At 69.0% G+C, this 24024-nt stretch carries 24 protein-coding genes and 2 tRNA genes; 8 read left to right on the top strand and 18 right to left on the bottom strand.

The genetic code is table 11. The annotated features are described in order from the left end of the window. Positions 1-91 precede the first annotated feature (91 nt). A complete protein-coding gene (helR, locus tag AC0685_RS04550; protein WP_478224274.1) occupies positions 92-2296 on the top strand; it encodes an RNA polymerase recycling motor ATPase HelR in 2205 nt (734 codons plus the stop codon). A gap of 69 nt (positions 2297-2365) precedes the next feature. Here the strand turns inward: helR and AC0685_RS04555 are convergent, their stop codons facing one another. The 8 genes from AC0685_RS04555 to AC0685_RS04590 form a co-directional block, all read right to left on the bottom strand. Next, entirely contained in the window at positions 2366-2860 is a 495-nt protein-coding gene (locus AC0685_RS04555; protein WP_016337981.1) for an Lrp/AsnC family transcriptional regulator, read from the bottom strand. A gap of 168 nt (positions 2861-3028) precedes the next feature. Then, positions 3029-4372, bottom strand: coding sequence for a diaminopimelate decarboxylase (lysA, locus tag AC0685_RS04560; RefSeq protein ID WP_478224275.1), 1344 nt, complete (start codon positions 4370-4372; stop codon positions 3029-3031). A 303-nt stretch (positions 4373-4675) separates the two neighbouring features. Beyond that, positions 4676-4834: a DUF6307 family protein gene (locus tag AC0685_RS04565; protein WP_167551730.1), complete on the bottom strand. Its 159-nt coding sequence runs from the start codon at positions 4832-4834 to the stop codon at positions 4676-4678. Between the two features lie 9 nt (positions 4835-4843). Beyond that, positions 4844-5023 carry an RGCVC family protein gene (locus AC0685_RS04570; RefSeq protein ID WP_478224276.1) on the bottom strand — a complete coding sequence of 60 codons (180 nt, stop codon included), beginning with the start codon at positions 5021-5023 and terminating at the stop codon, positions 4844-4846. Next, positions 5020-6045: a fatty acid desaturase family protein gene (locus tag AC0685_RS04575; RefSeq protein WP_478224277.1), complete on the bottom strand. Its 1026-nt coding sequence runs from the start codon at positions 6043-6045 to the stop codon at positions 5020-5022. The genes AC0685_RS04570 and AC0685_RS04575 overlap by 4 nt, the downstream gene beginning before the upstream one ends. Positions 6046-6479: 434 nt before the next feature. Further along, complete coding sequence (locus tag AC0685_RS04580; protein WP_478224278.1) at positions 6480-7403, bottom strand: dihydrodipicolinate synthase family protein; 924 nt, start codon at positions 7401-7403, stop codon at positions 6480-6482. A gap of 310 nt (positions 7404-7713) precedes the next feature. Beyond that, a complete protein-coding gene (locus tag AC0685_RS04585) occupies positions 7714-8184 on the bottom strand; it encodes a heme-degrading domain-containing protein (protein ID WP_478224279.1) in 471 nt (156 codons plus the stop codon). 33 nt (positions 8185-8217) lie between these two features. Beyond that, positions 8218-9447, bottom strand: coding sequence for a M20 metallopeptidase family protein (locus tag AC0685_RS04590; protein WP_478224280.1), 1230 nt, complete (start codon positions 9445-9447; stop codon positions 8218-8220). Between the two features lie 76 nt (positions 9448-9523). On the opposite strand from AC0685_RS04590, the gene AC0685_RS04595 reads away from it, so the two are divergent. From AC0685_RS04595 to AC0685_RS04605, 3 genes are all read left to right on the top strand, one after another. After that, on the top strand, positions 9524-10006 hold the full coding sequence (locus tag AC0685_RS04595; protein ID WP_199745611.1) for a tRNA adenosine deaminase-associated protein: 483 nt from the start codon (positions 9524-9526) through the stop codon (positions 10004-10006). 23 nt (positions 10007-10029) lie between these two features. Further along, on the top strand, positions 10030-10482 hold the full coding sequence (locus AC0685_RS04600) for a nucleoside deaminase (RefSeq protein ID WP_478224464.1): 453 nt from the start codon (positions 10030-10032) through the stop codon (positions 10480-10482). Positions 10483-10566: 84 nt separating this feature from the next. Then, entirely contained in the window at positions 10567-10773 is a 207-nt protein-coding gene (locus tag AC0685_RS04605) for a CsbD family protein (protein ID WP_037320359.1), read from the top strand. Between the two features lie 47 nt (positions 10774-10820). Here the strand turns inward: AC0685_RS04605 and AC0685_RS04610 are convergent. After that, a tRNA-Ser gene (locus AC0685_RS04610) sits at positions 10821-10908 on the bottom strand. A 42-nt stretch (positions 10909-10950) separates the two neighbouring features. Next, entirely contained in the window at positions 10951-11496 is a 546-nt protein-coding gene (locus tag AC0685_RS04615; protein WP_478224281.1) for a DUF305 domain-containing protein, read from the bottom strand. A 94-nt stretch (positions 11497-11590) separates the two neighbouring features. On the opposite strand from AC0685_RS04615, the gene AC0685_RS04620 reads away from it, so the two are divergent. Next, positions 11591-12022, top strand: a complete 432-nt coding sequence (locus tag AC0685_RS04620; protein ID WP_478224282.1) for a limonene-1,2-epoxide hydrolase family protein — start codon at positions 11591-11593, stop codon at positions 12020-12022. Positions 12023-12355: 333 nt separating this feature from the next. Here the strand turns inward: AC0685_RS04620 and AC0685_RS04625 are convergent, their stop codons facing one another. Beyond that, the gene (locus AC0685_RS04625; protein WP_478224283.1) at positions 12356-12526 is read right to left on the bottom strand and encodes a hypothetical protein; all 171 of its coding nucleotides are present in this window, start codon (positions 12524-12526) and stop codon (positions 12356-12358) included. Between the two features lie 126 nt (positions 12527-12652). Then, positions 12653-13981 (bottom strand): BNR-4 repeat-containing protein, encoded by a 1329-nt coding sequence (locus AC0685_RS04630; protein WP_478224284.1) that lies wholly within the window; start codon positions 13979-13981, stop codon positions 12653-12655. Positions 13982-14154: 173 nt separating this feature from the next. On the opposite strand from AC0685_RS04630, the gene AC0685_RS04635 reads away from it, so the two are divergent. Beyond that, a complete protein-coding gene (locus AC0685_RS04635) occupies positions 14155-16620 on the top strand; it encodes an endonuclease/exonuclease/phosphatase family protein (protein ID WP_478224285.1) in 2466 nt (821 codons plus the stop codon). 73 nt (positions 16621-16693) lie between these two features. Here AC0685_RS04635 and AC0685_RS04640 read toward each other — a convergent pair whose 3' ends face one another. The 6 genes from AC0685_RS04640 to AC0685_RS04665 all read right to left on the bottom strand — a co-directional run bounded on the left by AC0685_RS04640 (position 16694) and on the right by AC0685_RS04665 (position 21368). Continuing rightward, positions 16694-17065: a hypothetical protein gene (locus tag AC0685_RS04640; RefSeq protein WP_340686313.1), complete on the bottom strand. Its 372-nt coding sequence runs from the start codon at positions 17063-17065 to the stop codon at positions 16694-16696. Next, on the bottom strand, positions 17058-19799 hold the full coding sequence (locus AC0685_RS04645) for an FtsK/SpoIIIE domain-containing protein (RefSeq protein ID WP_478224286.1): 2742 nt from the start codon (positions 19797-19799) through the stop codon (positions 17058-17060). Before AC0685_RS04645 ends, AC0685_RS04640 begins: the two co-directional genes overlap by 8 nt. Positions 19800-19814: 15 nt before the next feature. After that, positions 19815-20060, bottom strand: a complete 246-nt coding sequence (locus AC0685_RS04650; RefSeq protein ID WP_016337967.1) for a hypothetical protein — start codon at positions 20058-20060, stop codon at positions 19815-19817. Between the two features lies 1 nt (position 20061). Continuing rightward, entirely contained in the window at positions 20062-20322 is a 261-nt protein-coding gene (locus AC0685_RS04655) for a hypothetical protein (RefSeq protein WP_005167132.1), read from the bottom strand. Between the two features lie 142 nt (positions 20323-20464). Then, positions 20465-20549, bottom strand: a tRNA-Ser gene (locus tag AC0685_RS04660). Positions 20550-20612: 63 nt separating this feature from the next. Then, positions 20613-21368, bottom strand: a complete 756-nt coding sequence (locus tag AC0685_RS04665) for a PP2C family protein-serine/threonine phosphatase (RefSeq protein WP_478224287.1) — start codon at positions 21366-21368, stop codon at positions 20613-20615. Between the two features lie 77 nt (positions 21369-21445). Between AC0685_RS04665 and AC0685_RS04670 the strand changes: the two genes are divergently transcribed. Together AC0685_RS04670 and AC0685_RS04675 are read left to right on the top strand one after the other, a co-directional pair. After that, positions 21446-23098: an N-6 DNA methylase gene (locus AC0685_RS04670; protein WP_478224288.1), complete on the top strand. Its 1653-nt coding sequence runs from the start codon at positions 21446-21448 to the stop codon at positions 23096-23098. After that, the gene (locus tag AC0685_RS04675) at positions 23099-23983 is read left to right on the top strand and encodes a serine/threonine-protein kinase (protein WP_478224289.1); all 885 of its coding nucleotides are present in this window, start codon (positions 23099-23101) and stop codon (positions 23981-23983) included. It begins immediately after the preceding gene. Positions 23984-24024 lie beyond the last annotated feature (41 nt).

The following is a 24024-nucleotide window of genomic DNA, read 5'->3' on the forward strand; positions in this document are numbered from 1 at the left end:
CAAGCGGTGGACAATAAAAAATCGGCGCCCGAATCAGAATTACCGATCGACGCGCCGAATGTGTTGCCAGTCTAACCGCTGTGAGGGGAACTTGTCAAATCAGGGGTACGACGAGGAATTGCGATCCGAACGGCAGTACGTCGCGTCGCTCTACCGGCGGCTGGACGCCGAACGCGCGCGGGTGAAGGAGGCGTATGCCGCTGCGCTGCGGGGAGAAGGCTTCGCGCTTTCCGACCGTGAGGTCTCGGCCGGCGCCAAGGCGCGCGAGATGGCCAGGCTGAAGATCGCCGACGAGGGTCTTTGTTTCGGCCGGTTGGACGCCCTTTCGGGAGAACGTTCGTACGTCGGCCGGATCGGTCTTTTCGACGAAGAGAACGACTACGAACCCTTGGTGCTCGATTGGCGGGCGCCGGCGTCCCGCGCGTTTTACTGCGCGACGGGGGCGTCCCCGGAAGGAATGGCTCGGCGCCGTCAATTCCGCACCCTCGGCCGTGACGTCCTCGACTTCACCGACGAGGTCTTCGGCCGTCCGGAATCGACGGGGGAACGCGGCGACGCCGCACTGCTGGCCGCGGTCAACGCGCCGCGCGGCGAAGGGATGCGGGACATCGTCGCGACGATCCAGGCCGAGCAGGACGAGATCATCCGGCTGGAGCACGCGGGTGTCGTCGTCGTGGAAGGCGGTCCGGGCACGGGGAAGACGGCGGTGGCGCTGCATCGGGTGGCGTACCTGCTGTACACGAAACGGGAGCGCATGGAACGGCGCGGCGTGCTCGTGGTCGGGCCCAGCAGCGGTTTCCTCGACCACATCGGCCATGTCCTGCCGTCGCTCGGCGAGACCAGCGCCGTCTTCGCGACGCCCGGTGACCTCGTCGCCGGCCTGCGCACCGAACGCGAGGATCCGCCGCCGGTGCAGCGGCTCAAGGGCTCACTGGCGATCCTGGACGTGCTCGCGGCGGCGGTGGCGGACCGGCAGGAACTCCCCGTCGAGGCGGAGTCCATCGAACTCGACGACGTCACCGTGCCGCTGGACGCCGAGGTCGCGGCCGCCGCGCGCGAGGTCGCCAGGGAAAGCGGCCTGCTGCACAACGAGGCGAAGGCCGTCTTCGAACGGGAGGTGATCGCCGCGCTCGCCACGCGCGCGGTCGACCGGCTCGGCGCGGGCTGGTTGCCGTCCGACGACGAGCACACGCGTCCGGAGCTGCTGCGGAACGCCCGGCGCGACCTGGAGGCCAGCGAGGGGCTCCGCGCGGTGCTCGATCGACTCTGGCCGTCACTGACGCCGCAGCGGCTGCTCGCCGACCTCTACGCCTCACCGGAGCGGTTGCGGGCGGCCGGGGCCGGCCTGGCGCTGTTCCGCGAGGACGCGGACGCGTGGACGGTGTCCGACGTGCCGTTGCTTGACGAAGCCGTCGAACTCCTCGGCGTCGACCGCACCGCCGAACGCCGGGCGGCGGAACGGCAGCGTCTGGCGCGGAAGGAATACGCCGAGCGGGTGCTGGAAATCGTCGAGGTGGAAGAGGACCACGACGACTACGAGTTCGCGCTCCGGCCGACGGACGTGCTGATGGCGGAGGAGCTGGCGGACCGGTTCGCCGAACGAGACGAGCGAGAGCTGGCCGAACGCGCCGCCGCCGACCGGGAATGGACCTACGGCCACGTCGTGGTCGACGAAGCACAGGAACTGTCCGAAATGGACTGGCGGGTGCTGATGCGGCGTTGTCCCAGCCGTTCGTTCACCGTCGTCGGCGATCTCGCGCAACGGCGGTCGCCGTCGGGCGCGCGGTCGTGGGACTCGATGCTCTCCCGGTACGTCGCCGATCGCTGGGTGTACCGGAAGCTGACCGTCAACTACCGGACGCCCTCGGAGATCATGGCGGTGGCGGCTTCACTGCTGGCGAGTTTCGCGGGAGGCGCCGTTCCCCCGGACTCGGTGCGTTCGTGCGGTGTTCGGCCGTGGGCGCGTCGGCTGTCCGAAATGGACATCGAAGACGCCGTCGCCGAGTTCACCCGCGTGGAATCGGGTCGCGAGGGGACGTCGGTCGTCATCGGGCCGCCGGGAGTGCCCGGTGCGATCGCGCCCTCCGCGACCAAAGGGCTGGAGTACGACGCCGTCCTGGTGGTCGAGCCGGAGCGGATCCTCGCCGAAGGCCCGAGCGGTGAGGCGGAACTGTACGTCGCGCTGACGCGGGCGACGCAGCGGCTCGGGGTCCTGTACAGCGGGACGCTGCCGAAAGTCCTCCGCGGTCTTGATTCCAGGCGGCGGACTCCCGACGCGTTCCTGCACTGCGTCTAGCGGGTTTCGAAGTGTCGTGAGTGTTTTGGGGCGTTCCGGCGACCCAAAACACTCACGACCGGACAAGGTCTACCGCGTGAGGTTGCCCCAGGCGTAGGTCTGTTTCGCGAGTTTCAGGTAGACCAGTGTCTCCGTGCTGACGACACCCGGGATGGGCCGGATGTCGTCGTTCAGCACACTCAAGAGGTGTTCGTCGTCCCGGCAGGCGACCTCGGCGAGCAGGTCGTAACCTCCCGCGGTGAGGACGACGTAGTGGATGTCCGGCATTCCGGAGAGCTGGTCGGAGACCGCCCGCGGATCGCCTTGGACCTTGATCCCGACCATCGCCTGACGGCCGAGCCCGACGTTCGCCGGATCCGTGACCGCGACGATCTGCATCGTCTCGTCCCGCAGCAGCCGCTGTACCCGCTGCCGCACGGCGCCCTCCGACAGCCCGACGGCCTTGGCCAAGGCCGTGAACGAGGCCCGCCCGTCGACTTGCAGCAGTGCGATCAGAGTGCGATCGGTATTGTCCAGACCTCTTGGCGTGCGCTGCTCCATCTGCGCGCGTGGTTCGTCACCCATGCCGTCCCTCCCTTTGTTTCGGCATGCGATTCTTGTCGCGCAGCGTATCGATAAGTGTCCAGAATGCTACCGCCGTTAAGTTGTTTGTCGTGATTCTCTTTCGCCGCCCCTTCGGGCAAAGGATTCTGTCGCGTGACAGGCCGGGCGGTGAGGATTTCGGACGGCACGTCAGCCGAGGTCGCGTTTGAGCAGGTCTTCCTCGGTTTCACGGCGGACGAGCAGCGTCGCCGTACCGCGGGAGACCCCGACCACCGGCGGCCTGCCGACGAGGTTGTAATTCGACGCGAGCGAGTGGTGGTACGCCCCGGTGCACGGGACGGCGAGCAGATCGCCGGGGTGGACGTCGTCGGGGAGCGAGAGCCCGTCCGCGAGGACGTCACCCGATTCGCAGTGCCGTCCGACCACCGTCATCGGCCGCCTGGCCGCGCGGCTGCGCCTGCCGATCAGGCGAGCGGTGTACGCCGCCCCGTAGAGCGCGGGCCGCGCGTTGTCGCTCATCCCGCCGTCGACGGCGACGAAAGTGCGCGAGCCGCGTTTCACCGCGCAGACCCGGTACACCGTGATACCCGCCGGTCCGACGATGGCGCGACCGGGTTCGATCGTCAGTTTCGGCAGGGGGAAGCCGTGCGACGCGCATTCGTAGGCGAGCGCGACACGCAGACGGCGCACATAGCCGTCGATGTCGAAACCCGTGTCCCCGGGCAGATAACGCACGGCGTGCCCGCCGCCGAGATCCAGTTCGCGCAGGGTGACACCGTGCGTCTCGCGGAGTGCGACGAGCACCCCGATCATCTTGCGGGCGGCCAGTTCGTAGAAGTCCACCCGCGACACCTGCGAGCCGATGTGGCAGTGCAGCCCGGCCAGGCGCAGCCCGGGTTGCGCGAGCACCGCGGAGACGGCCCGGCCGAGGTTGTCGCGGACGCCCTCACGCAACGAGAAGCCGAACTTCTGTCCTTCGGTGCCGGTGGTGATCGCCGCGTGCGTGCCCGCCGCGACGTCGGGTGTCACGCGGATCAGCACCTGCTGCGCGCCGGTGGCCAGCGCGCCGAGCTGCTCGATCTCGTCGAGCGAATCCACCACGATCCGGCGGACGCCGTAGGACAGCGCCGCCTTGAGGTCTTCGGGGGTTTTCGCGTTGCCGTGCAGCAGGATCCGCTCGGCGGGGAAGCCGACCGACCGGGCCACCGCGATCTCGCCCGCCGAGCAGGTGTCGAGGGAAAGCCCTTCTTCGGCGACCCAGCGCAGGACCGCGCGGGTGCACAGCGCCTTGCTCGCGTACGCCACCTCTGCGTCCGGCAGCGCCTTCCGGTACGCGCGGGCGTTCTGGCGGACTTCGTCCTCGTCGAGCAGGTACGCCGGTGTCCCGAACCTCGCGGCGAGGTGGGACACCGGCGCGCCGGCGAACAGCAGTTCGCCGCCGGGGCCGAGCCGGGTGCTCCGCGGCCAGACCCCGGGTTCGAGGTGGTCGGCGGCCTCGCAACCGAGGCTGGGCAGGAGCTCGCTGAGCGTCACGGTTACCTCCGCGTCGATCGGTCAGTGCCTTGTCAGCACAACTCCGATCGACCCGGCCCGGCCGTTCCGGCAACGTCTCCCTGACGCTTCGCGAGGCCTCGCTGACGCCTTGTTAACGCGTGAGTAACCCCGGCCACACCTAGGCGGTGCCCTGCAAGTCCTGTTCGCGGTCTCCGCGCTCAGGCGGTCCCTGACGGCACGGGCGGACGCGGCCGAGTACGACCCGGTACGAGGCCGATCCGTCCGCACCGCCAGAAACCACCTGGATCACGAAGCCCATCGAACAGACTTACAGGACACCGTCTAGCGCACGGGCTCCGGCACGGTGTCGAGCGCCCGCACCATGTGCACGGCCAGCGCGAACGCCGCCTCGTTGTCGAGGTCGGTGTGTTCGTTGACGATCTTCTTCACGGTGTCGACCCGGATTTCGTACCGGGAGACGGGGACGGTGTCGGCGTTCATGGCGATCCTCTATTCGGTTGTTTCGGGCTTCGTGGCGCAGGTGCAGCCGCGGCTGAAGCCGCCGGCCGCGGTCGCGGTGCAGAACCGGCGGGCGATCGCGTCGTGCGCGGACAACGGATGCGGGCAGCTCGGGCACCGGTCGTCGGCGGCGGGCTCGGCGACGTCGCCGGGGGAGCAAGCGGAGGTCATCGCGCACCCGCCGGTTGAGCACGGAGGGGTGCCCCGACTTCGTGCAGATGCCGGAGCACGTAGCCGTACGACGCCGCCCAGCCGCACTGCGCGTAGTCGATGCCGTGCTTCGCGCAGAACTCGCGCACGATCACCTGCGCGTGCTTCAGGTTCGGCCGCGCCATGCTCGGGAAGAGGTGGTGCTCGATCTGGTAGTTGAGGCCGCCGAGCGCGAAGTCCGCGACCGGGCCGCCGCGCACATTGCGCGAGGTGAGCACCTGCTTGCGCAGGAAGTCGAGGTTGTGTCCGGCCGACAGTGTCGGCATGCCCTTGTGGTTCGGGGCGAACGAGCAGCCCATGTACACGCCCCAGAGGCACTGGTGCACGGCGATGAAGACGAAGCCGACACCGGGCGAGAGGACCACGAACACCGCGGTCAGGTACGCGGCGACGTGGGCCAGCATCAGCGCCGACTCGAGCTTCCGCCGTTTGAAGCCGCGCTGGAAGATCGCCGTCACACTCGACGCGTGCAGGTTCAGGCCTTCCAGCAACAGCAGCGGGAAGAACAGGAACGCCTGGTATTTCGCCATCCAGCGCAGGAAACCACGCCGTTCGGTGCCCTGCGCCTTGGTGAAGATGAGTGCGGCGAGGTTGACGTCCGGATCCTCGTCTTCGTGGTTGGGGTTGGCGTGGTGGCGGGTGTGCGTGCCGATCCACCAGCCGTAGCTAAGCCCGGTCAGTCCACCGTGGACGAAACCGGTTACGTCGTTCGCCTTGCGGCCGCGGAAGATCTGCTTGTGTCCCGCGTCGTGGCCGATGAAGGACAGCTGTGTGAACATCATCGCGAAGAACGCGGCGAGGAACAGCTGCCACCAAGAGTCCCCGAGGTGCGCGAAGGCGACCCAGCCGCCCGCGAAAGCGAGCAGGTTCAAGGAGATCTTCACCGCGTAGTATTTCCGCCGCCGGTCGAGGAGGCCGGCGTCTTTGACCAATTTGGACAGTTCGGCGAAGTCGCTGCCCTGCCTCGTCTGTGTGGAGGTCATGGGGGATCACACCGTTCTGGTTCGTGAAAGTGGACAATCCAGCAACGGGTTCACAAACACCGAAAGGGTCTGGTTCGGCCGAGAAAGGGCACTGGTACCACAACACGCCACGGTCGCTCCGTGGCCTGCTTCCAGTGTTCCACGGCGACGGAGCGGAAGCAATTCACCAAAGCGGCACGATCTGGCGTACAGTCGAAGACATCGAGGGAAATTTCCCCCGGTTCCGTCCGGTCGCGAGCTTCGACCGGAGACAGGAGCACCGGCCAGACATCGTTCTTCGCGCTCATGGTCCCGCCGGCTTCGCCGGTGAGCAGCCGCCCGCCGCGCCGTACGCGCGCCCCGAGGCGCCCATCAGGGCCACGCCGCGATCGTCGATGGCCACGACCTCTGACCTGTCACCGTGTCCGCGCCCGCCCCAGTGGGCGCGGACACGGTCAGAAAAGGCCCCAGCCGGCCAGTGCCGCGGAGACCTGCTCCTGTTTTCCGCCGGTCAGCGCGCGGCTCGGCGGGCGGACGTCGGCGCGGCAGAAACCCAGCTGTGCCAACGCTTCCTTGACCACGCTCACGTTGTTGGCGTTGCCGTCCGCGGCCCGTAGCTCCTCGAACGGCCGGACGCGTTCCCAGCAGGCCATCGCGCCGCGGAAGTCGCCGTCGCGCAGCGCCCGGAACATCTCCAGCGAAAGCGACGGCGCGACGTTCACCAAGCCCGACGTGAACCCGGTCGCGCCGACGGCGAAGTAGCCCGGCGCCGACAGCTCCGCCAGCCCGGCGATCCACGTGAAGCGATCGATCCCCGCGTCCCGTGCCACCGCCGCGAATCGCACCGGATCCGGCACCGCGTACTTCACCCCGATGACGTTCTCCGCGGCGTCGGCGAGCCTGGCCAGCCGCTCGCCTTCGATCCGCGCGTCGCGCACGTACGGCACGACACCCAGCTCCGGGACCGCCGCCGCGATGGCGCGGTGGTACTCGACCCAGCCCTCCGCCGAGACATACGGGTGCACCGGCTGATGGATCATGATCAGATCCGCGCCCGCTTCACGGGCGTGCCGCGCCGCGCCGATCGCCGTCCGGACGTCGTGCCCGACCCCGGCGACCACGCTCGCCCGGCCCGCCGCGGCCTTGACCGTCAGTTCGAGGCAGTGCCGGGTCTCGGCCGCGTCCAGCGCGTAGAACTCGCCGGTGTTCCCGTTCGGTGTCACGACGCCGACCCCGCCGTCGATCACCCGGTCCACCAGTTTCGCGTAGGCGTCCGGATCCACGGCGCCGTCGGCGTCGAACGGGGTCACCGGGATGGCCACGACCCCGGACAGCCGCCGCTTCCGCTCGCCGAAGCGGGAAGAGGAGGTCACTGGCATGCCCTATCTGATATATGATGTGACGCCTTACGGTAGCACGGCGGGCAAATGGACCGGGCGTCCTGAAACTTGGGACGAGTGGTCGGAGCGGGCAGAGGTGGGTGGATGTATCCACACACCCTGTACTGCGCGTAGCAATGCTGACCGACCGTGTGGATTTGGCGCGTTCGATGACCCGAAAACCACACGGTCGCCTCGGCTGTGCCGCGCGCGGAGAGCAAGGGACCTTTGCTGCCGCGCTCCCCAGCGGGAGGTGGTAGCAAAGGTCCCTTGCTCTCTTTCGGCAGGTCAGAGGCGGGTCGGAGTCCGCTCAGGACCGCGTGGCGAGGAAGAGTTCCAGCTGCTCGACGACGAACGCGTGATCGTCGGCCTGCGGCAATCCCGAGACGCCGACGGTGCCGACCGGGCCCACGCCCTCGACGATCACCGGGAACACGCCGCCGTGCGCGGCGTAGAGATCCGGGGCGAGCCGGGAATCGGCTTCGAACGTCGTGCCCTTCGCGCGGAACTGCTCACCGACGAGGAACGAACTGTGCCCGTAACGGTCGACGACGCGGCTCTTGCGGTCGATCCACGCGTCGTTGTCGGCCGAGGTGCCCGGCAACGCCGCGTGGAACAGCCGCTGCCCGCCGCGGCGCACGGAGACCGTCACCGGGAGGGCGCGGTCCCGTGCCGCCGCGAGCAGGTGGGCACCCAGCTTCAGCGCGGTCTCGTTGTCGAACCGGCGAAAGACCAGGCGCTCCTCCTGTGCGGCCAGGACGGCCAGGGTGTCATCGCTCATGGCACCCATTAAATCAACGCTGTTGTGTAATGGCTACCGAAGGGCGTCCAGCGCGAAAGCGGCGTACATCGCGACGCCGTTGGCCATCGCGTCCTCGTCGAAGACCACCCGGTTCGAGTGGTTCGCCTCGACCGTGGCCAGGTCGGCGCCGGGCGGGCAGGCGCCGAGGAAGGCGAACGCGCCCGGAATCCGCTGCAGGACGTAGGAGAAGTCCTCCGCGCCCATCACCGGGTTCTCCATGACCTCGGAGTTGCGGGCGCCGAGGACCTCGGCCGCCAGATCCAGCACCCGCGCCGCGACCTGGGGGTCGTTCACCGTGACCGGGTAGCCGGGGAGGACTTCGGCGCTCACGCGGACGCCGTGCGCCGCGCCGACCGCCTCGCACACCTTCGGTAGCTCATCACGGACGAACGCCTGCGTCCGCTCGGACAGCGTGCGGATCGTGCCCTCCAGGAACGCCGTCTCGGGGATGATGTTCGTCGTCGTCCCGGCCTCGATCCGGGTGACCGAGACCACCGCGGGCTCGAACACGCTGACCTTGCGGGTCACCATCGTCTGCAGCGCGCTCACCATCGCGGCCGCCGCCGGCACCGGGTCGATCGCCTGGTGCGGCGCCGAGCCGTGCCCGCCCCTGCCAGTGACGGTGACGTGGAAGCTGTTGGCCGACGCCATGATCGGCCCCGGCCGCGTCTGCACGACGCCGGACGCGGCCGAGGTGAAGATGTGCAGGCCGAACGCCTTCTCGACGCGCTCGCCCGAGGCATCGAGCACACCCTCGTGGATCATGTGGCGCGCGCCGTGCTCGCCCTCCTCGCCGGGCTGGAACATGAACACCACCGACCCGGCCAGCTCGTCGACGTGCTCGCTGAGCAGCCGTGCCGCCGACGCCAGCATCGCGACGTGGGTGTCGTGCCCGCAGGCGTGCATCGCGCCGTCGTCCTCGGAGGCGAAGTCGAGGCCGGTGTCCTCGTGCAGCGGCAGCGCGTCCATGTCGCCGCGGAGCAGGATCGCCGGGCCCGGCTTCGCGCCGCGGAGGACGGCGGTCAGCGAGGTGGTCGATTTGCCCTCGATGATCTCGAGCGGCAGGCCTTCGAGGGCCGCTTTGATCGAGGACTGGGTCTTCGGCAGGTGGAGCCCGATCTCCGGATTCCGGTGGATCTCCCGGCGGAGCTCTACGGTTTTCGCCTGGAGCGCGCGGGCCTCCTCCAGCAATCCGGCGAAGCGCGCGTCGGGGAGGGTGGGCAGGTCGGTGGGTCCGGTCATGTCTCGATAGTGGCGCATGCGGCGCTTCGGGCGCACCGTGCGTGCGTTCCGAATGCGGGCGGAATACGGTGTGCGCATGGCGGTGCAAGAGCCGATCACGGGGTTCGCGGTGGCCGTGGTGCGGGAGGACGGTCGGTGGCGGTGCAGCTCTCTTGATCCGGGGGCGCTCGCCGAACTCGACGCTGCGATCACCGAGCTCGGGAAACTGCGTTCCACAGGTGCCGCGTTCGGGCTGCTGGCGGTCGACGACGAGTTCTTCGTGATCGTCCGGCCGAGCCCCAGAGGTCCCTCGTTACTGTTGTCCGACGCCGCCGCGGCGCTCGACTACGACATCGCCGCGGACGTCCTCGACGTGCTGAGAGTCGATCCCCCGGACGAGGACGACGACGCGGTCTGGCCGGAAGGCGACCTGGAGATCCTGTCCGACCTCGGACTCCCCGGGGCCGAACTGCAGGTGATCGTCGGCGAGGTCGACCTCTATCCGGACGAACAGCTCCAGATGGTCGCGCAGCGGTGCGGGTTCGCCGCCGAGTTCTCCAAGATCCTGGACGAGATCTGAGCCCCGCCGCCTCCGCCGCCGACATCGCCGCCGTCCGGGCGGCGATCGCGGCGGCGCGAGGTGCGGGCGACGACGTGCCGATCGGCGCCGTCGTCCTGTCGCCGGACGGGACCCCGCTCGCTTCCGCGCGCAACGCCCGTGAAGAACTCGGCGACCCGACGGCGCACGCGGAGATCCTCGCGCTGCGGGCCGCGTCCGAGAGCTATGGCGACGGCTGGCGGCTCGAAGGCTGCACGCTCGCGGTGACGCTGGAGCCGTGCACGATGTGCGCCGGCGCGCTCGTGATGGCCCGGGTCGCGAAGGTCGTCTTCGGCGCTTGGGAACCCAAGACCGGGGCCGTGGGGTCGCTGTGGGACGTCGTCCGCGATCGGCGGCTCAGTCACCGCGCGGAGGTCGTCGGCGGCGTGCTGGAGGCCGAATGCGCGGCCCTGCTCGAAGAGTTCTTCCACGGGCGACGGGGTAACCGCACCGGGTGACAGATGTGTCGGATCCCGTGGCCCGGGTAATCCGGAGGCAGGCGGCCGCAAACGGCGGCCGCGGTCGAAGGAGGAACATCCGCCATGAGCGTTTTCGACAAGGCGAAGGACAAGGCCGAACAGGCCATCGGCGCCGCCAAGGAGAAGCTCGGCGAGAAGACCGGCAACCAGGACCTCGCGAACTCCGGCCGGGCCGACCAGACCGAAGGCCAGGTCAAGGAGGCCGGGCACGACCTGCGCGACCGTGCGGAAGGCGGCGTGCAGGACCTCAAGGACAAGTTCAACAAGTAGTCCCGGACGCAGAAGAGCCGGTCTCCGTGGAGACCGGCTCTTCGCTGCGGTGGCGGTGGGATTTGAACCCACGGACGGGTATTAACCGTCACACGATTTCGAGTCGTGCTCCTTAGGCCGCTCGGACACGCCACCGCCGAGAACAATACCGGAGGGCCTTCCGGAGCCTTCAGGGGGTCAGGAAAGCTGCGCGGTGATCTCGTCGATCGCCGCCGTCTGGTTCTCCACGATCTCCCGCGCGAGCGCCTTGGTCTCGGCGTGCTCGCCCGACGACAGCACGGTCTTGGCCATCGCGACGCCGTTGCGCAGATGCTCGGCCATCAGCGGGAGCCACACCTTGTCGAACTCGGCGCCGGACAGGTTCTGCAGCGAGGCGACCTGTCCCTCGGTGATCATCCCCGGCATCGCGTGCCCGGCGTGACCCGCCGCGGGGAGAACGGCCGCGTTCCACGATTGCAGCCAGCCGGTCATCGTCTGGACCTCTGCCGACTCGGCCTTGACGATCTTGGCGGCGGTGGCCTTCACGTACTCCGAGGCCGACCGTTCCGAGGCCAGGTTCGCGACCTGGATCGACTGCTGGTGGTGCGGCACCATCTGCTGGGAGAAGGTGATGTCGGCCTGGTTGGCGCCCGGTGTCGCCGGTGCGGCGCCCGTGGCCGTCGAGCAGCCCGCGAGCACCCAGACGACCAGCCCGAACAGGGCCATCGGCAGTCGCCGTCGCATCGATACCTCCGTAGTCAGGGGAAAGCGGCCCCTCTCCTCCTGTGATACGGCTGTGACCTTCCGGCGGTTCAAAATCGGATCAGCCTTGGCGGGCATGACGGATCCGAAGACAGTGGTGACCGGTTTCCTTCAGGCCCTCGAAGAGTTCGACGTCGATCGGGCGCTCGGCTTCGTGGCGATCGACATCGTCTATCAGAACGTCCCGCTGCCCCCCCCGGCCCGCGGCCTTTCGGCGGTGGAGAAGCAGTTGCGCACCATGGCCCGCTACGGCAGCGGGTTCGAGGCGCGCACCCACCACATCGCCGCCGACGGGCCGATCGTGCTGACCGAGCGCACCGACGTCCTGCGACGTGGATCGTGGGAGGCCGAGTTCTGGGTGTGCGGCACGTTCGAAGTGCGCGACGGCCGGATCGTGCTGTGGCGCGACTACTTCGACTGGATGACGTTCCTGGCCGCGAGCGCGAAGGGCGCGGGCAAGGCGGCGGTCGCCGGCGCGAAAAGACTCATGAGTGGCAAGGACGGTTAGGGCCAAGAGCGTCTTGGGTGCCTACTGGATTTGGCTGGGGCTGATCATGTGTCCGTGAAGGCCTCCATGCCTACCCTGAGGGTAGTGAAGGAGGCCTTCACGGACCTTCAGGGTCAGCCGAGGGAACTCGACCTTCATGTACTTCAGGCGGGCACGGGCGCCGGAACGGGCCCACCGAACACCTCGTGAGTGGCAGGGACGGTTAGAACCGTCCTTACCACTCACGAGGCGAAACGACACACCGCCGGTGTACGGGCTCCGTCCTCCCCCGACGGGTCCCGTGCACCGGCGGTGCGCCCCCCAGTTCCCCCTGCTCGCCCTCCCCGGCGAGCGTCAGAAGGTCGTGTGCCGGTCGGCCATGTCGGCCTCGCGCAGTACGGCGTCGAGCCGCGCTCCGCCGAAATGGGCCACCTGCCGCCCGCCGCGTTTCCGGTCGCGCAGATCGACGGCGAGCGCGATGGTCAGCAGCAGAACCAGTGTCGTACCGACGATGAGCCAGTTCATCGGACACCTCCTCCGGCGACGCGAGCCGAGGATTTGTGTCCTCGCTCACGTCGCCAAAGGTAGCTCCGGGAATGCCGGGTCGTACCCGGACTTGAGGTTCATTTAAGGCAGCGGAACACCAATGGGCTATTTGCGCGGGACTCCCGCGACATAAATGTCACCGTCGGCCACGGAGACGTCACGGGCACTGGACGCGCCGGTCGCCAGAATGCGGGCTGGGTCCCGGAAACCGGTGATCACTTCGACGCGCTGGACCGGTTTCGGTGTGGTGATCACCGTTTCCGGCCGCCAGACGCGCCCGTTCTCGAGCAGGAACGTTTCAATGCCCGGTTTTCCGTCGCGGGTTCCGTAAACGCGCCAAGTGCCGCCATTGAGCTGTTCGATCTCGCGTAATCGGAGCCCGTTCGCGACCTCGCGCACCTCCCAGTTCCGGCCGTTCCACGCGGCCGCGAAATCGCGCGGCGAGCCCGCGGCGTCGAACTGGAACCATGTGACGAACGGTTTGCCGTCGCGCTGGGTGCCGACCTGCAGGATGTAGTCCGGCGACTTGAGCCCGCCGGGGAGTTCGAGCGGCGTTTCGGCGACCTTGAGATACCGCTCCTGTTCGGCGTCGTCGACCTGCGTGCCGAGGTCGTGGCCCGCGGCGGAGAAGAAGCGCAGGGTGCGGACGTCGAACGACAGGTGGTAGACGTTCCGGTGGTAGACGTCGTGCTTGTGCTGCGACGGCCCGCCGCCCGCGAGCGTGTAGACGAACTGGATCCGCCCGCTCGACGGCAGGTATCGCAGCTGCCCGACATAGATCTCGTCCATGTGGTCGGCCCGGCCCAGCGAGCCGAACGCCCACCGCTTCCCGGTCAACCGCACGGAGTTCTTCCACGTCTTCCCGTGGTCGCGGGAAACGAGGTACTTCATCGGGCGGAAGTCGGAGTCCGCCGTCGGATCCAGTTCCTTCGTGGTCTCGCGGTAGAACAGGAACAGCGTGCCGTCGACGGTCTTCACCGGCATCGGATAGCTCGCCGCGTCCCCCTCCGGGACCTCGACGCCGGTCCAGGTGCCGTCGAGGGAATGGGCGAGCGGCGCGCGGCTGATCACGGTCCGCGTGTTGTGCATGCCGCGGAAGATCAGCAGATGCCCGTCGCCGGCCAGCAGCATCGTGGGGTAGTTGTGCGGATCGGACTCGCCGTCGGCGATCTTCTTCGGCGCCGTCCAGACGCCGGTCCGGTGGTCGTAGGCCTGGACGTAGGTGTCCGCGGCCTTGCCGGACCACGAGATGAAGGTCTTGCGCGCGATCGGGTCGAAGATCCCGCCCGCGTCCGGCCGCCGGTCGGTGCGCGACGCGACCGTGCTCGCCGGGGTCATCACCTCGAACGCGGCCTTCTCCGGTGGTTTGGCGGCCGCCAGGGGAACCGGGATCACGAGACCGGCCGCGATGAGCGCGCAAAGCAGTCTGCGCATGAAGACGCCTCCTGGTGTGTAACAGGCGGCGGAGCTTGATCTTCGCACGCGGTGACTCGGCGCGACCAGGGTCCGAACGGGCTAGCGGTGACGAATCGTTGTCTTGTCGTCTTCCTCATTTCACTTGTTCGGGGGAGTATGCCTCGACCGATCTTGTGAAAAGGGGACTCAGCGTGACCACATCCCGACGTGCCGCCCGGAGACGGGCCCTGACCGTGGCCGTCGCCTCCGGCCTGGTCGTGAGCGGCGTCTCCGCTCCGGCCGCGCTCGCCGCGCCCAGCGCCGACGCCGTGATCGCCGAGGTCTACGGCGGTGGCGGCAATTCGGGCGCCACGCTGACCAACGACTTCGTCGAACTCGCCAACCGCGGCACGGCCGCCGTGAGCCTCGACGGCTTCAGCGTCCAGTACGCGCCCGCGTCGGGGAACAGCTGGCAGGTAACGCCGCTGGCCGGCAGTGTCGCTCCGGGTGCGCGGTACCTCATCGCGCAGGCGAAGGGCTCGGGCGGCACGGTCGCGTTGCCGTCACCGGACGCCACCGGTTCGCTGGCCCTGTCCGCGACCGCGGGCACCATCGCGCTCGTCCAGGGCACCACGGCGCTGACCTGCAAGACGGCCGCCGGCTGCGCGGCCGACACCCGGATCAAGGATCTGGTCGGCTTCGGCGCCGCCGCCGTCATCCGCGAGGGTTCGACGGCGCCGGCGCCGTCCAACACCGCCTCCGTCGCCAGGGGAACGACGCTCGCGGACACCGACGACAACGCCGCGGACTTCACCTCAGGCTCGCCCACCCCGACCAACGGCAAGGGTGAGACGCCGGGCGAGACCGGCCCGCCGCCGGTCGACGCCAAGATCCACGACATCCAGGGCACCACCCGGATCTCGCCGTTCAAGGACCGGAAGGTCGCCGGGGTCACCGGCGTCGTCACCGCGATCCGGAGTTTTGGTTCGGCGCGCGGGTTCTGGATCACCGACACCGCGCCCGACGCCGACCCGCGCACCAGCGAGGGCCTGTTCGTCTTCACCGGCTCGACCACGCCCGCCGTGGCCGTCGGCGACGCGGTGACCGCCGCGGGCACCGTCCGCGAGTTCTACCCGGACGCTCCCGCGACCTCGCCGTACCAGTCGCTCACCGAGCTGACCAGTGCACAATGGACGGTCCAGTCGAGCGGGAACGCCCTGCCCGCCCCGACCGTCGTCTCGCCGGACACGGTCCCGGACACCGTCGCCCCCGCTCCGGGCGGCAGCATCGAGCCGTTGCCGCTGGAGCCCGCGAAGTACTCGCTGGACTTCTGGGAGACGCACGAGAGCGAGATCGTCAGCGTCTCCGACGCGCGCGTCGTCGGCCCGACGTCGAGGTTCAACGAGCTTTACGTGACCACCAAGCCGAAGCAGAACCCGAGCGTCCGCGGCGGCGCGGTGTACCTGGACTACGCCCGGCTCAACACCGGCGTGCTCAAGGTCGCGTCGCTGATCCCGTTCGCCCAGCAGCCGTTCCCGAAGGTCAACACCGGCGACGTGCTCACCGGCGAGACCTCCGGCCCGGTGGAGTACAGCAACTTCGGCGGCTACACGCTGTTCGCGACGAAGCTGGGCGCCGCCAAGGACAACGGGTTGCAGCGCGAGAGCACCCGCGCCCAGCGCAGTGGTGAGCTTTCGGTGGCCACCTACAACGTCGAGAACCTGTCCGCTTTGGACAGTGCGGAGAAGTTCGGCGAGCTGGCCAAGGCCGTCGTCGGGAACCTGGCGAAGCCGGACATCCTGAACCTGGAAGAGATCCAGGACAACAACGGGCCGACGAACGACGGTACCGTCGCCGCCGACCAGACGTTGCAGAAGTTCGCCGACGCGATCGTCGCCGCCGGCGGCCCGCGTTACGAGTGGCGTCAGATCGACCCGGAGAACGGCAAGGACGGCGGCCAGCCGGGCGGCAACATCCGCGTCGGCTTCCTGTTCAACCCGGCGCGGGTGTCCTTTGTGGACCGCAAGGGCGGCGACGCGACCACTCCGGCCGGCGTGGTCAAGGAGCGCGGCAAGACCCACCTCACCGTCTCGCCCGGCCGCGTCGAGCCCGGGAACGAGGCGTGGGAAGCCAGCCGCAAGCCGCTGGTCGGCGAGTTCGTCTTCAAGGGCCGCACCGTGTTCGTCATCGCGAACCACTTCAACTCCAAGGGCGGCGACCAGCCGACCCACGGCCGCAACCAGCCGCCGGTCCGGAGTTCCGAGGTGCAGCGGGCCAAGCAGGCGACCGTGCTACGCGGCTTCGTCGACAAGCTGCTCGCGTCGGACAAGAACGCGAACATCGTGGTCGCCGGTGACATCAACGACTACCCGTTCTCGCCCGCCGTGCAGACGCTGACCGCCGGTGGCGCGCTGAAGGACCTCATCGCGTCGCTGCCCGAGAACGAGCGGTACAGCTACGTTTTCGAGGGGCAGTCGCAGGTGCTGGACCACATCCTGACGTCGAAGGCGCCGCGCGGGCTCGACTACGACGTCGTCCACCTGAACGCGGAGTTCGCGAAGCAGGCTAGCGACCACGACCCGCAGGTGCTGCGGTTCCGGCCGAGTGCGGGCAACCCCGTCCAGGACGCGTTTTACGACTTGGCGGACTACCTGGAGAAGGTGCTCGGCCAGCTGTGATCCGCAATTAGTCCTCTGGATGCGGTAGTTGCACACGCAAGTACCGCATCCAGAGGACGAAACGCGGGTGAAGTCAGGAGCGTTTGGCGCGCCACCCTAGGGAAAGCACCGCCTGCACGAGTTCCTGGTAGCTCGGCTTGACCTCTTCCAGGTACTTCTCCAGGTACCCGGGCCGCGCGGTCGGCACCGGTTTCGGGTCCTCGTCTTCGGGCAGCCACGAGAGCCCTTCGACGTTGTGCTGCGCCATCTTCCACCAGCGCGTGCACCGGTCGACGGCGCGTTGCTCGCGTTCGGCGGCGTCCGCGACGGCCTGGTGCGCCTCGGCGAGCCGTGCCTCCAGTTCGTCCGCGCGGCCGATCTCCCAGTTGCGGAGGTTCTCCGCCGAAGCGCGCGCCAGGCCGACGATCTCCTTGTACCGCATGGCCGCGGTGATGCCGTCATCCATCGAGAAGCCCTTCCGGACGCTGGAACGGGATGATCACCTCGGGGGCGCCGTGGGTGGTGCGGTCGAAGAACAGCGCCCGGCCCGGTCGCGGTGACCAGTGCACGACCTGGCCGGCGGCGAACGGCGACAGTTCGTTGCCCTGGACGTCCAACGCCGCCCAGGTCCCGATGTCGTCCGTGCCCGCGAAACCGAGCGTGTCCTTCAGGCGGGCGATGCTGCGCCACCAGCCGATGGTGTGAACGCCGTGTGTCGGGCCCTGCTTCAGCAGCAGCCGCAGCTGATCCAGACCGCTCTTGAGCTGTCCGGGTGCCTTCGCCTCCAGCGCGGGGATCGACGCGTCGACGCCGTACAGGAGCAGAACCTGTGCTTTGTCCAAAGAGGACAGATTTTCCGCGATATCGATTACCCGGGCGGGTAAATCGTCGACAAGGGTGGCCTGGTGTCCCTCCGCGCGCAGCCGCTCGGCGAGTTCGGCCACCGCGGGGACGGACGCTTCGATGGGGCACGAGAGCACGAACTCCACCGACCCGCAGTGATACTGGCGAGCCAGCGATCGAGCGGCGGAGTCCATGATGGACAGTGCTTCCGCGGTGGCCGCGCCGAGGACGGCGACGTTGCGTCCCGGTGCCTTCGGCAGCTCGACCCCGCAGGCGGCCTCGTCGACGTCGATGGACTGGCCGAGCAGCGCCCGCGGCCGATCCGTCGGCTTCAGGTCGGCGAACGCCGGGAACTGTTCCAGCACAGGGGAATGCGCCCCGTCGAACAGCCGGGGCCGCTTGAACGACTCCGCGTACTGCTCCCAGAGCCGGTGCTGCAGTTTGTTGAAGACGTCCTTGGTGCTCGCGTCCGGTACGTGGGCGAGCTGGTTCCCGTGCGCCACCCCGGAATCGTGGTTGATCACCGCGTGCCACTTCGGCGCGGAGACGGCCGCGTTGTTGGTCTCGGCCAGCACGCGCCGCGCCTTCGGCATCGCGATCCGCAGCGTGCACTGCTCGAACACCGCCGGTTTGCCCCAGAAGGCCTCGATCCCGGCGACGTCCTGGCTCGCCAGCACCAGGTGGATGCCCTGAGACCGGCCTCGCCGCGCGATGTCCTCCAGCAGCTGGGTCGCGGTCGCCGTCACGCCGTCGCGGCCGGCGAACAGGTACTGGAATTCGTCGATCACCGCGACGATCCGCGGCCAGTGCCCGCCGGGGTCCTGTTCACGCAGGTCCGCGAGGTTGGTGACCTCGTGCAGTTTCGCCGCGGCGGACCGGCGGCGCAGCTCGTCGGCGAGGAACCGCAGCAGCGCCAGGCCGAACTCGCGGTCGGTGTTGACGTTGACCCCGATGAGCTTGGCGTGCGGCAGCCAGCTGGCGTCCCGCCGCCCCGGCGCGAGCCCGGCGAACGACACGCCCTCCTTGAAGTCCAGCAGGTACAGCGCGAGCTCGTCCGGCGAGTACCTGGCCGCGAGGCTGCCGAGCAGCGAGTACAGGAAGTTCGTCTTACCCGAACCGCTCGGACCGCCGATGAGCACGTGCGGGCTGGCGTCACCGATGACGACCTCCACCGGCTCGCCCTCGAAGAACCCGACCGGTGCCCGCAGCTCGCGCGCCGAGCTCTCCTTGCCCAGCTCGGTCGGCAGGAGGTCGGTGAACGCGCGGGGCCCGCCCTGTTTGGCGATCAGCGCCTCGGCGATCCGCCCGGCGGCGCGGATGACCTGCCCGGACGGCATCGGCGGGTCCAGGTCGACGACCAGGTCGGGGCCGGTCATGCTGCTCTTCGCGCGCCGCTCGTCGTGCAGGCTCAGCGATTCGACCGACGTCGACAGCATGGTCGGCACGTCGATCAGGATCAGGCAGATCCCGGCCGCGAGCGCCCCGGTGGCGACTCGTTTCAGTTCGCGGGCGCGCTCCGGTTCGAGGGTTTCGCCGTTGCCGTACAGCACCGCGACGCGGAACGGTTCGACGCGCTGGCCGCTCGCCCGCCGGATCTCCCTCAGCGACGTGTGCCCCGCCTGCATCCCGGTCGCGTGGATGCGGCGGATGTGGCCCGCCAGCTCGTCGAGGAGGTCTTCGAGCCGTCCCGGGTCGTACAGCGTGAGCGCGCTCGTGCGGCTCAGCGGGTACAGGTCGGGAAGGATCGCGGTCAGCTGCCCGACATCCCACAGGTGGACGCGCACCGCGCCGGGTTCGAACGTGCTCAGGATCCGCATCAGCAGGTTCTGTACGATGCCGTCCACCGCGGCCCTGGTCTTGGGCGCCGACGTGATGGACAGGTGCGACTCGTCGAGCAGGGGCACCGCGACGTCGAACGTGCGCGGGACGTCCTTGCCCGAAACGGTCGCCGAGCCGACGCGCCACAGTCCCGGCGCGGTGATGCCGGGATTTCCGCCGACGCGGCCGAGCCAGCTGCCCGGCGGCTGGCTCGCGGGCCCCGGCGCGTTGTGCGCGACGAGTTCGCGCAACGCGTTCGGGCCGGCTTCCCAGTCCGCGTAGAACTGGCCGCGCACGCTGCCGAGCTGGCCGAACACCTCGTTCGCGGCGGGATGCCGCGACCATTCGGTGTACTGCTCCGAGGTGGAGTTGTCCATCCCTACCCGGACTATGTGCTGTTCCAGCTCCAGTTTGGCCAGTTCCGCCTCGGCGTACTGGCGGGCGCCGGCGGCGGCGCCGAGGACGAGCCCGATCTGGTGCCGGACCCGTTCCAGCGCCGTAACGACGCGATTGCGCTGTTCACTCGCTTTGCTGCCCATACCGGCTCGCCGATCTCAGAGGCGGGATTGGTAGCCGCTGACCAGGTCGTCAGCGGCGGAAAGGCGCGTCAGGAGATTTTCCATTCCCTCGTCGGCCTGCGCCAGCTGCGGCGGCACCCAGGGCACGGCTTGGGCCTGGGGTTCCACGATGGCGCGCCTGGACTCCTCGAGCAGGCTTCTCGCCCGCTCGGCATGGGCGCGTCCGTCGGCGAGGCCGGTTTGGACCGCCGTCAGCAGCTGGTGCAGCTCCTCGAGGTACATGTCAGAGACGGGTCGAGTACGACTCGGCCGACGAGATGCCCGCCTGGATGGTGCTCTGCATCCCGGTGATGCCCTGCAGGGCCTCGGCGAGGAGCCCGTGTGCCTGGCTCACCTCGTGCTGGGTGCTGCCCTGGGTGGCCTGGGAAAGCGAAAGCTGGGCTTCTTCGAGAGACTGCGCTGCCTGCTGAAGTGCGGCGATGCTCGCGGATGCCTTCTCGTTCGCGAGCGCGATACCAGCGCGGATCTCTTCGACTCCGGCCATTTTGGCGGACTCCCTTGGGACGTCGGGGGGCTGGAACGACCACTATTAAACTTAGCGTGATCAACTGACTCTGTTAAGTGAAGGTCCTGCTAAGTAATCAACAAGGCCCCGGACGTCGGAACGTCCGGGGCCTTGCTGACGGCGGAGGATACAGGATTCGAACCTGCGAGGGCGTGAACCCAACACGCTTTCCAAGCGTGCGCCTTAGGCCGCTCGGCCAATCCTCCGTGGGGAACTTTACCGGATGCCCTTTCGCCCCCGCGAAGGCGGGTCTGACCTGCGTTTGCGGCTCAAGTGGCCGCGGGGACGGTGGTGTCGACGACGTCGGCCACGACGCAGGTGATGTTGTCCGGCCCGCCGCCTTCGTTGGCCAGGTCGATCAGCCTCGGGACGGTCTCGGTGGGATCTTGGAAGGCCCCCAGGACGTCCTTGATAACGGTTTCGACAACCGTTGCCGTTAACCCGTCCGAGCACAGCAGGAGACGGTCTCCGGGCGCGGCGTCGAAGGTCCAGATGTCCGCTTCGCCGCTGCCGGTGCTCAAGAGCGCCTTCATCAACAGCGAGCCGCGAGGGTGTCCCTCGACCTCCGACGGGTCGATGCGCCCGTCGTCCGCGAGGGCCTGCGCGAGCGTGTGATCGCGGGTGAAGCGCTGAAGCGTGCCGCCGCGGAGGAGGTAGCCCTTCGAGTCGCCGATGTGGGCGGCGGTGAAGTGGGAGCCGTCGAACAGCACTGTCGTCAGAGTGGTGCCCATGCCCCGCGTCTCGGGCTCCTGCTCGGCCGTCGCGGCGAGCCGGTCGTCGATGGCGCGAAGGCCGCCGGAGAGCACCTCGACCAGGTCGACGTCCGCGAGGTCGAAGCCGCGGAGGTCCTTGTCGAGCCGGGACAGGACACCCACCGCCTCGGCGCTGGCCACCTCGCCGTGCGGCTGGCCGCCGATGCCGTCGGCGACGGCCAGCATCCTGGTGCTGGCGTAGACCGAGTCCTGGTTGACCTGGCGCCGCCGCCCGACGTCCGAGTCGGCGGCGTACCGAAGGGTGTACCTCATGGAGCCCAGTAAAGCAGTTGTGTACTGAGTTCACAAACAAAGGGTTGGAATAGTCGGCTGTCGGTTACGATGCGGCGATGGAGGAGCAAGCCACCGTAACCGCGGCGGACATCGCGCGGATCGCCGGCGTCGGCCGCGCCGCCGTCAGCAACTGGCGTCGACGTTACGGCGATTTTCCGCCGCCTGTCGGCGGGACGGCGTCGAGCCCCTTCTTTTCCCTGGTCGCCGTTGAAAAGTGGCTGCGTGAGCGGGGGAAGCCGGTCGAGATCTCGCTCGGGGACCGGATCTGGCAGCGGCTGCGGAACCTCGGCGACGACCTGGCGCTCGGCGACCGGGTCGGCAGGGTGGGGTCGTACCTTTCGCGGCGGCATGCGTGGACCTTTTCGCCGCGTTACGACGACGCCGAGCTGCTCGAACTGCTGGACCGGTTCGCCGCCGAGCGAGGCGCGCGCGAGGCCTACGAGTTCCTGTGCGATCGCTACGTCGAGGCGCACTCCCGGCAGCTGTCCGTCACCGCGGGGCCGGTGGCCGCGTTGATGTCCCGGCTCATCGGTCCCGCACCCGGCGTGGTGCTCGACCCCGCGTGCGGCCTCGGGACGCTGCTGCTCGCCTCCGGCGGAACCCGGCTGCTCGGCCAGGTCGACGATCCGGCGACCTCGTGCATCGCGGCGCACCGGCTGCTGCTCGCGGGCGCGGACATGGAGATGTACGGGGCGGACGCCCTGTCGATGGACTCCTACGAGGGGGTTCTCGCGGACACCGTCGTCTGCGATCCGCCGTTCAACGAACGGGAATGGGGCTACGACGAACTCGTCGGCGACCCACGCTGGGTGTACGGCCAGCCGCCGCGCGGCGAGCCGGAACTGGCCTGGGTGCAGCACTGTCTCGCGCATGTGAAACCCGGCGGGCTGGTCGCGATCCGCATGCCGCCCGCCGCCGCCGGACGCCGCACCGGACGGCGGATCCGCGGGAATTTGTTGCGGGCCGGGGCTTTGCGTGCCGTGGTCACGGTCGGCGGGGCGGATCTCTGGCTGCTGCGGCGGCCGGAGCCCGGGGAGCGGCCGCCGTCCAGGGTGCTCCTGCTGGCCGATCCGTCCACTGTGGAGGAACAGTGGCGGGAGCACCTGTGCGGCGCCGAGGTGCCGGGCGCGGTGCGGATCATCGATCTGCTCGACGAGGAGATCGACCTTTCCCCCGCGCGGTATCAGGATCGGGACGAACACGCGGGTGAAGCCTTCTTGGAAGTCCGAAGGTATTTCGAGGGAATCCGGCCGGAGCTGCCGTCGCTGGCGGTCTCCGACGAGAAGCCCTCGTTCGTCACGATCGGCGAGCTGCTGAAGTCCGGCGTGCTCACCGTGCCGGAATCGGTGGAAGAAGGCGACGTCGTCGCGTCGCCCTCCGCGCCCGCTCATGTCCACAGTGGAGAGACGGTCGCGGCCGAGCCGACGATGTCGAAGTACCGCACCGATCCCGAACGGCTGGACGCCGCGTTCCTCGCCGGCTGCCTGCGCGCGGCGGGGCAGATCGCCCCGACCTCCTCGACCAGGATCGACCTCAAGCGCACCCGGATCCCGCGCCTGCCGATCGAAGCGCAGCGCGCCCACGGGGAGGCGTTCACCCGGCTCGCCGCCTTCGAGGCCGCCCTGCGCGAGGCGGCGGAATCGGGCCTGGAGCTGGTGAGGCTAGGCTTGACGGGACTGACTGAGGGCCAGCTCAAGCCGGAGAACTAGGTGCTGATCGCGGACCGTTACGAACTCGACGAGCTGCCGCTCGGCAGGGGTGGGATGGGCGCGGTCTACGCCGGCCACGACCGGCACCTCGGCCGCCGCGTGGCGGTGAAGTTCCTCGGCCTTCCCGGTGGTCCCGACGCCGAACTCGAACAGCGGTTCATCCGCGAGGCGCGGATCCTCGCGACCCTGGAACACGCGGGCGCGCCGACGCTGTACGACTTCGGCACCTACGACGAGCGGTTGTACCAGGTCATGCAGTTCATCGAAGGCGTGACCGTCGCCGATCTCGCCGCCGAACACGGCCCGCTGCCGGTGCCGTGGGCGGCCGCGATCGCCGCGCAGGCCTGCGCCGTGCTGTCCGCCGCGCACGCGTTGTCCATCTGCCACCGCGATCTCAAACCCACCAACCTGATGCTGTGCCCCGACGGCAGCGTGAAGGTGCTCGACTTCGGCCTCGCGATGCTGCGCGAGACCGACGTCGCCCAGTTCACCCGCGCCGGGCAGATCCTGGGCACCCCCGCGTACATGGCGCCCGAGCAGATCCAGCGGGGAATCGCCGGACCGCGCAGCGACCTGTACGCGCTGGGCTGCGTACTGCACGAAATGCTGACCGGCAGGCAGCTGTTCACCGGGCCCACGGCGTACGCGGTGTTCGAGAAACAGGTCAAGGAGAGTCCGGCCGACGTGGACGGTGTCCCGCGTGGACTGAACGACCTGCTCGCGGACCTCTTGGAGAAGGACCCGGAACGGCGTCCCGTGGACGCGAACGAACTGTTCGGCAGGCTGGCCGGGTTCGCGCGGGAGCTGCCGCCGCTGCCCGGATATCTGGACGAAGGCGCCAATCCGGGCCGGATGTACGCGCGGGTCGTCGGCCGCGTGCCCTGAGACGCGATCGTGACCTTCCGATCAACAACCCCGGACGGGTG

The organism is Amycolatopsis sp. NPDC043889 (assembly GCF_056435645.1).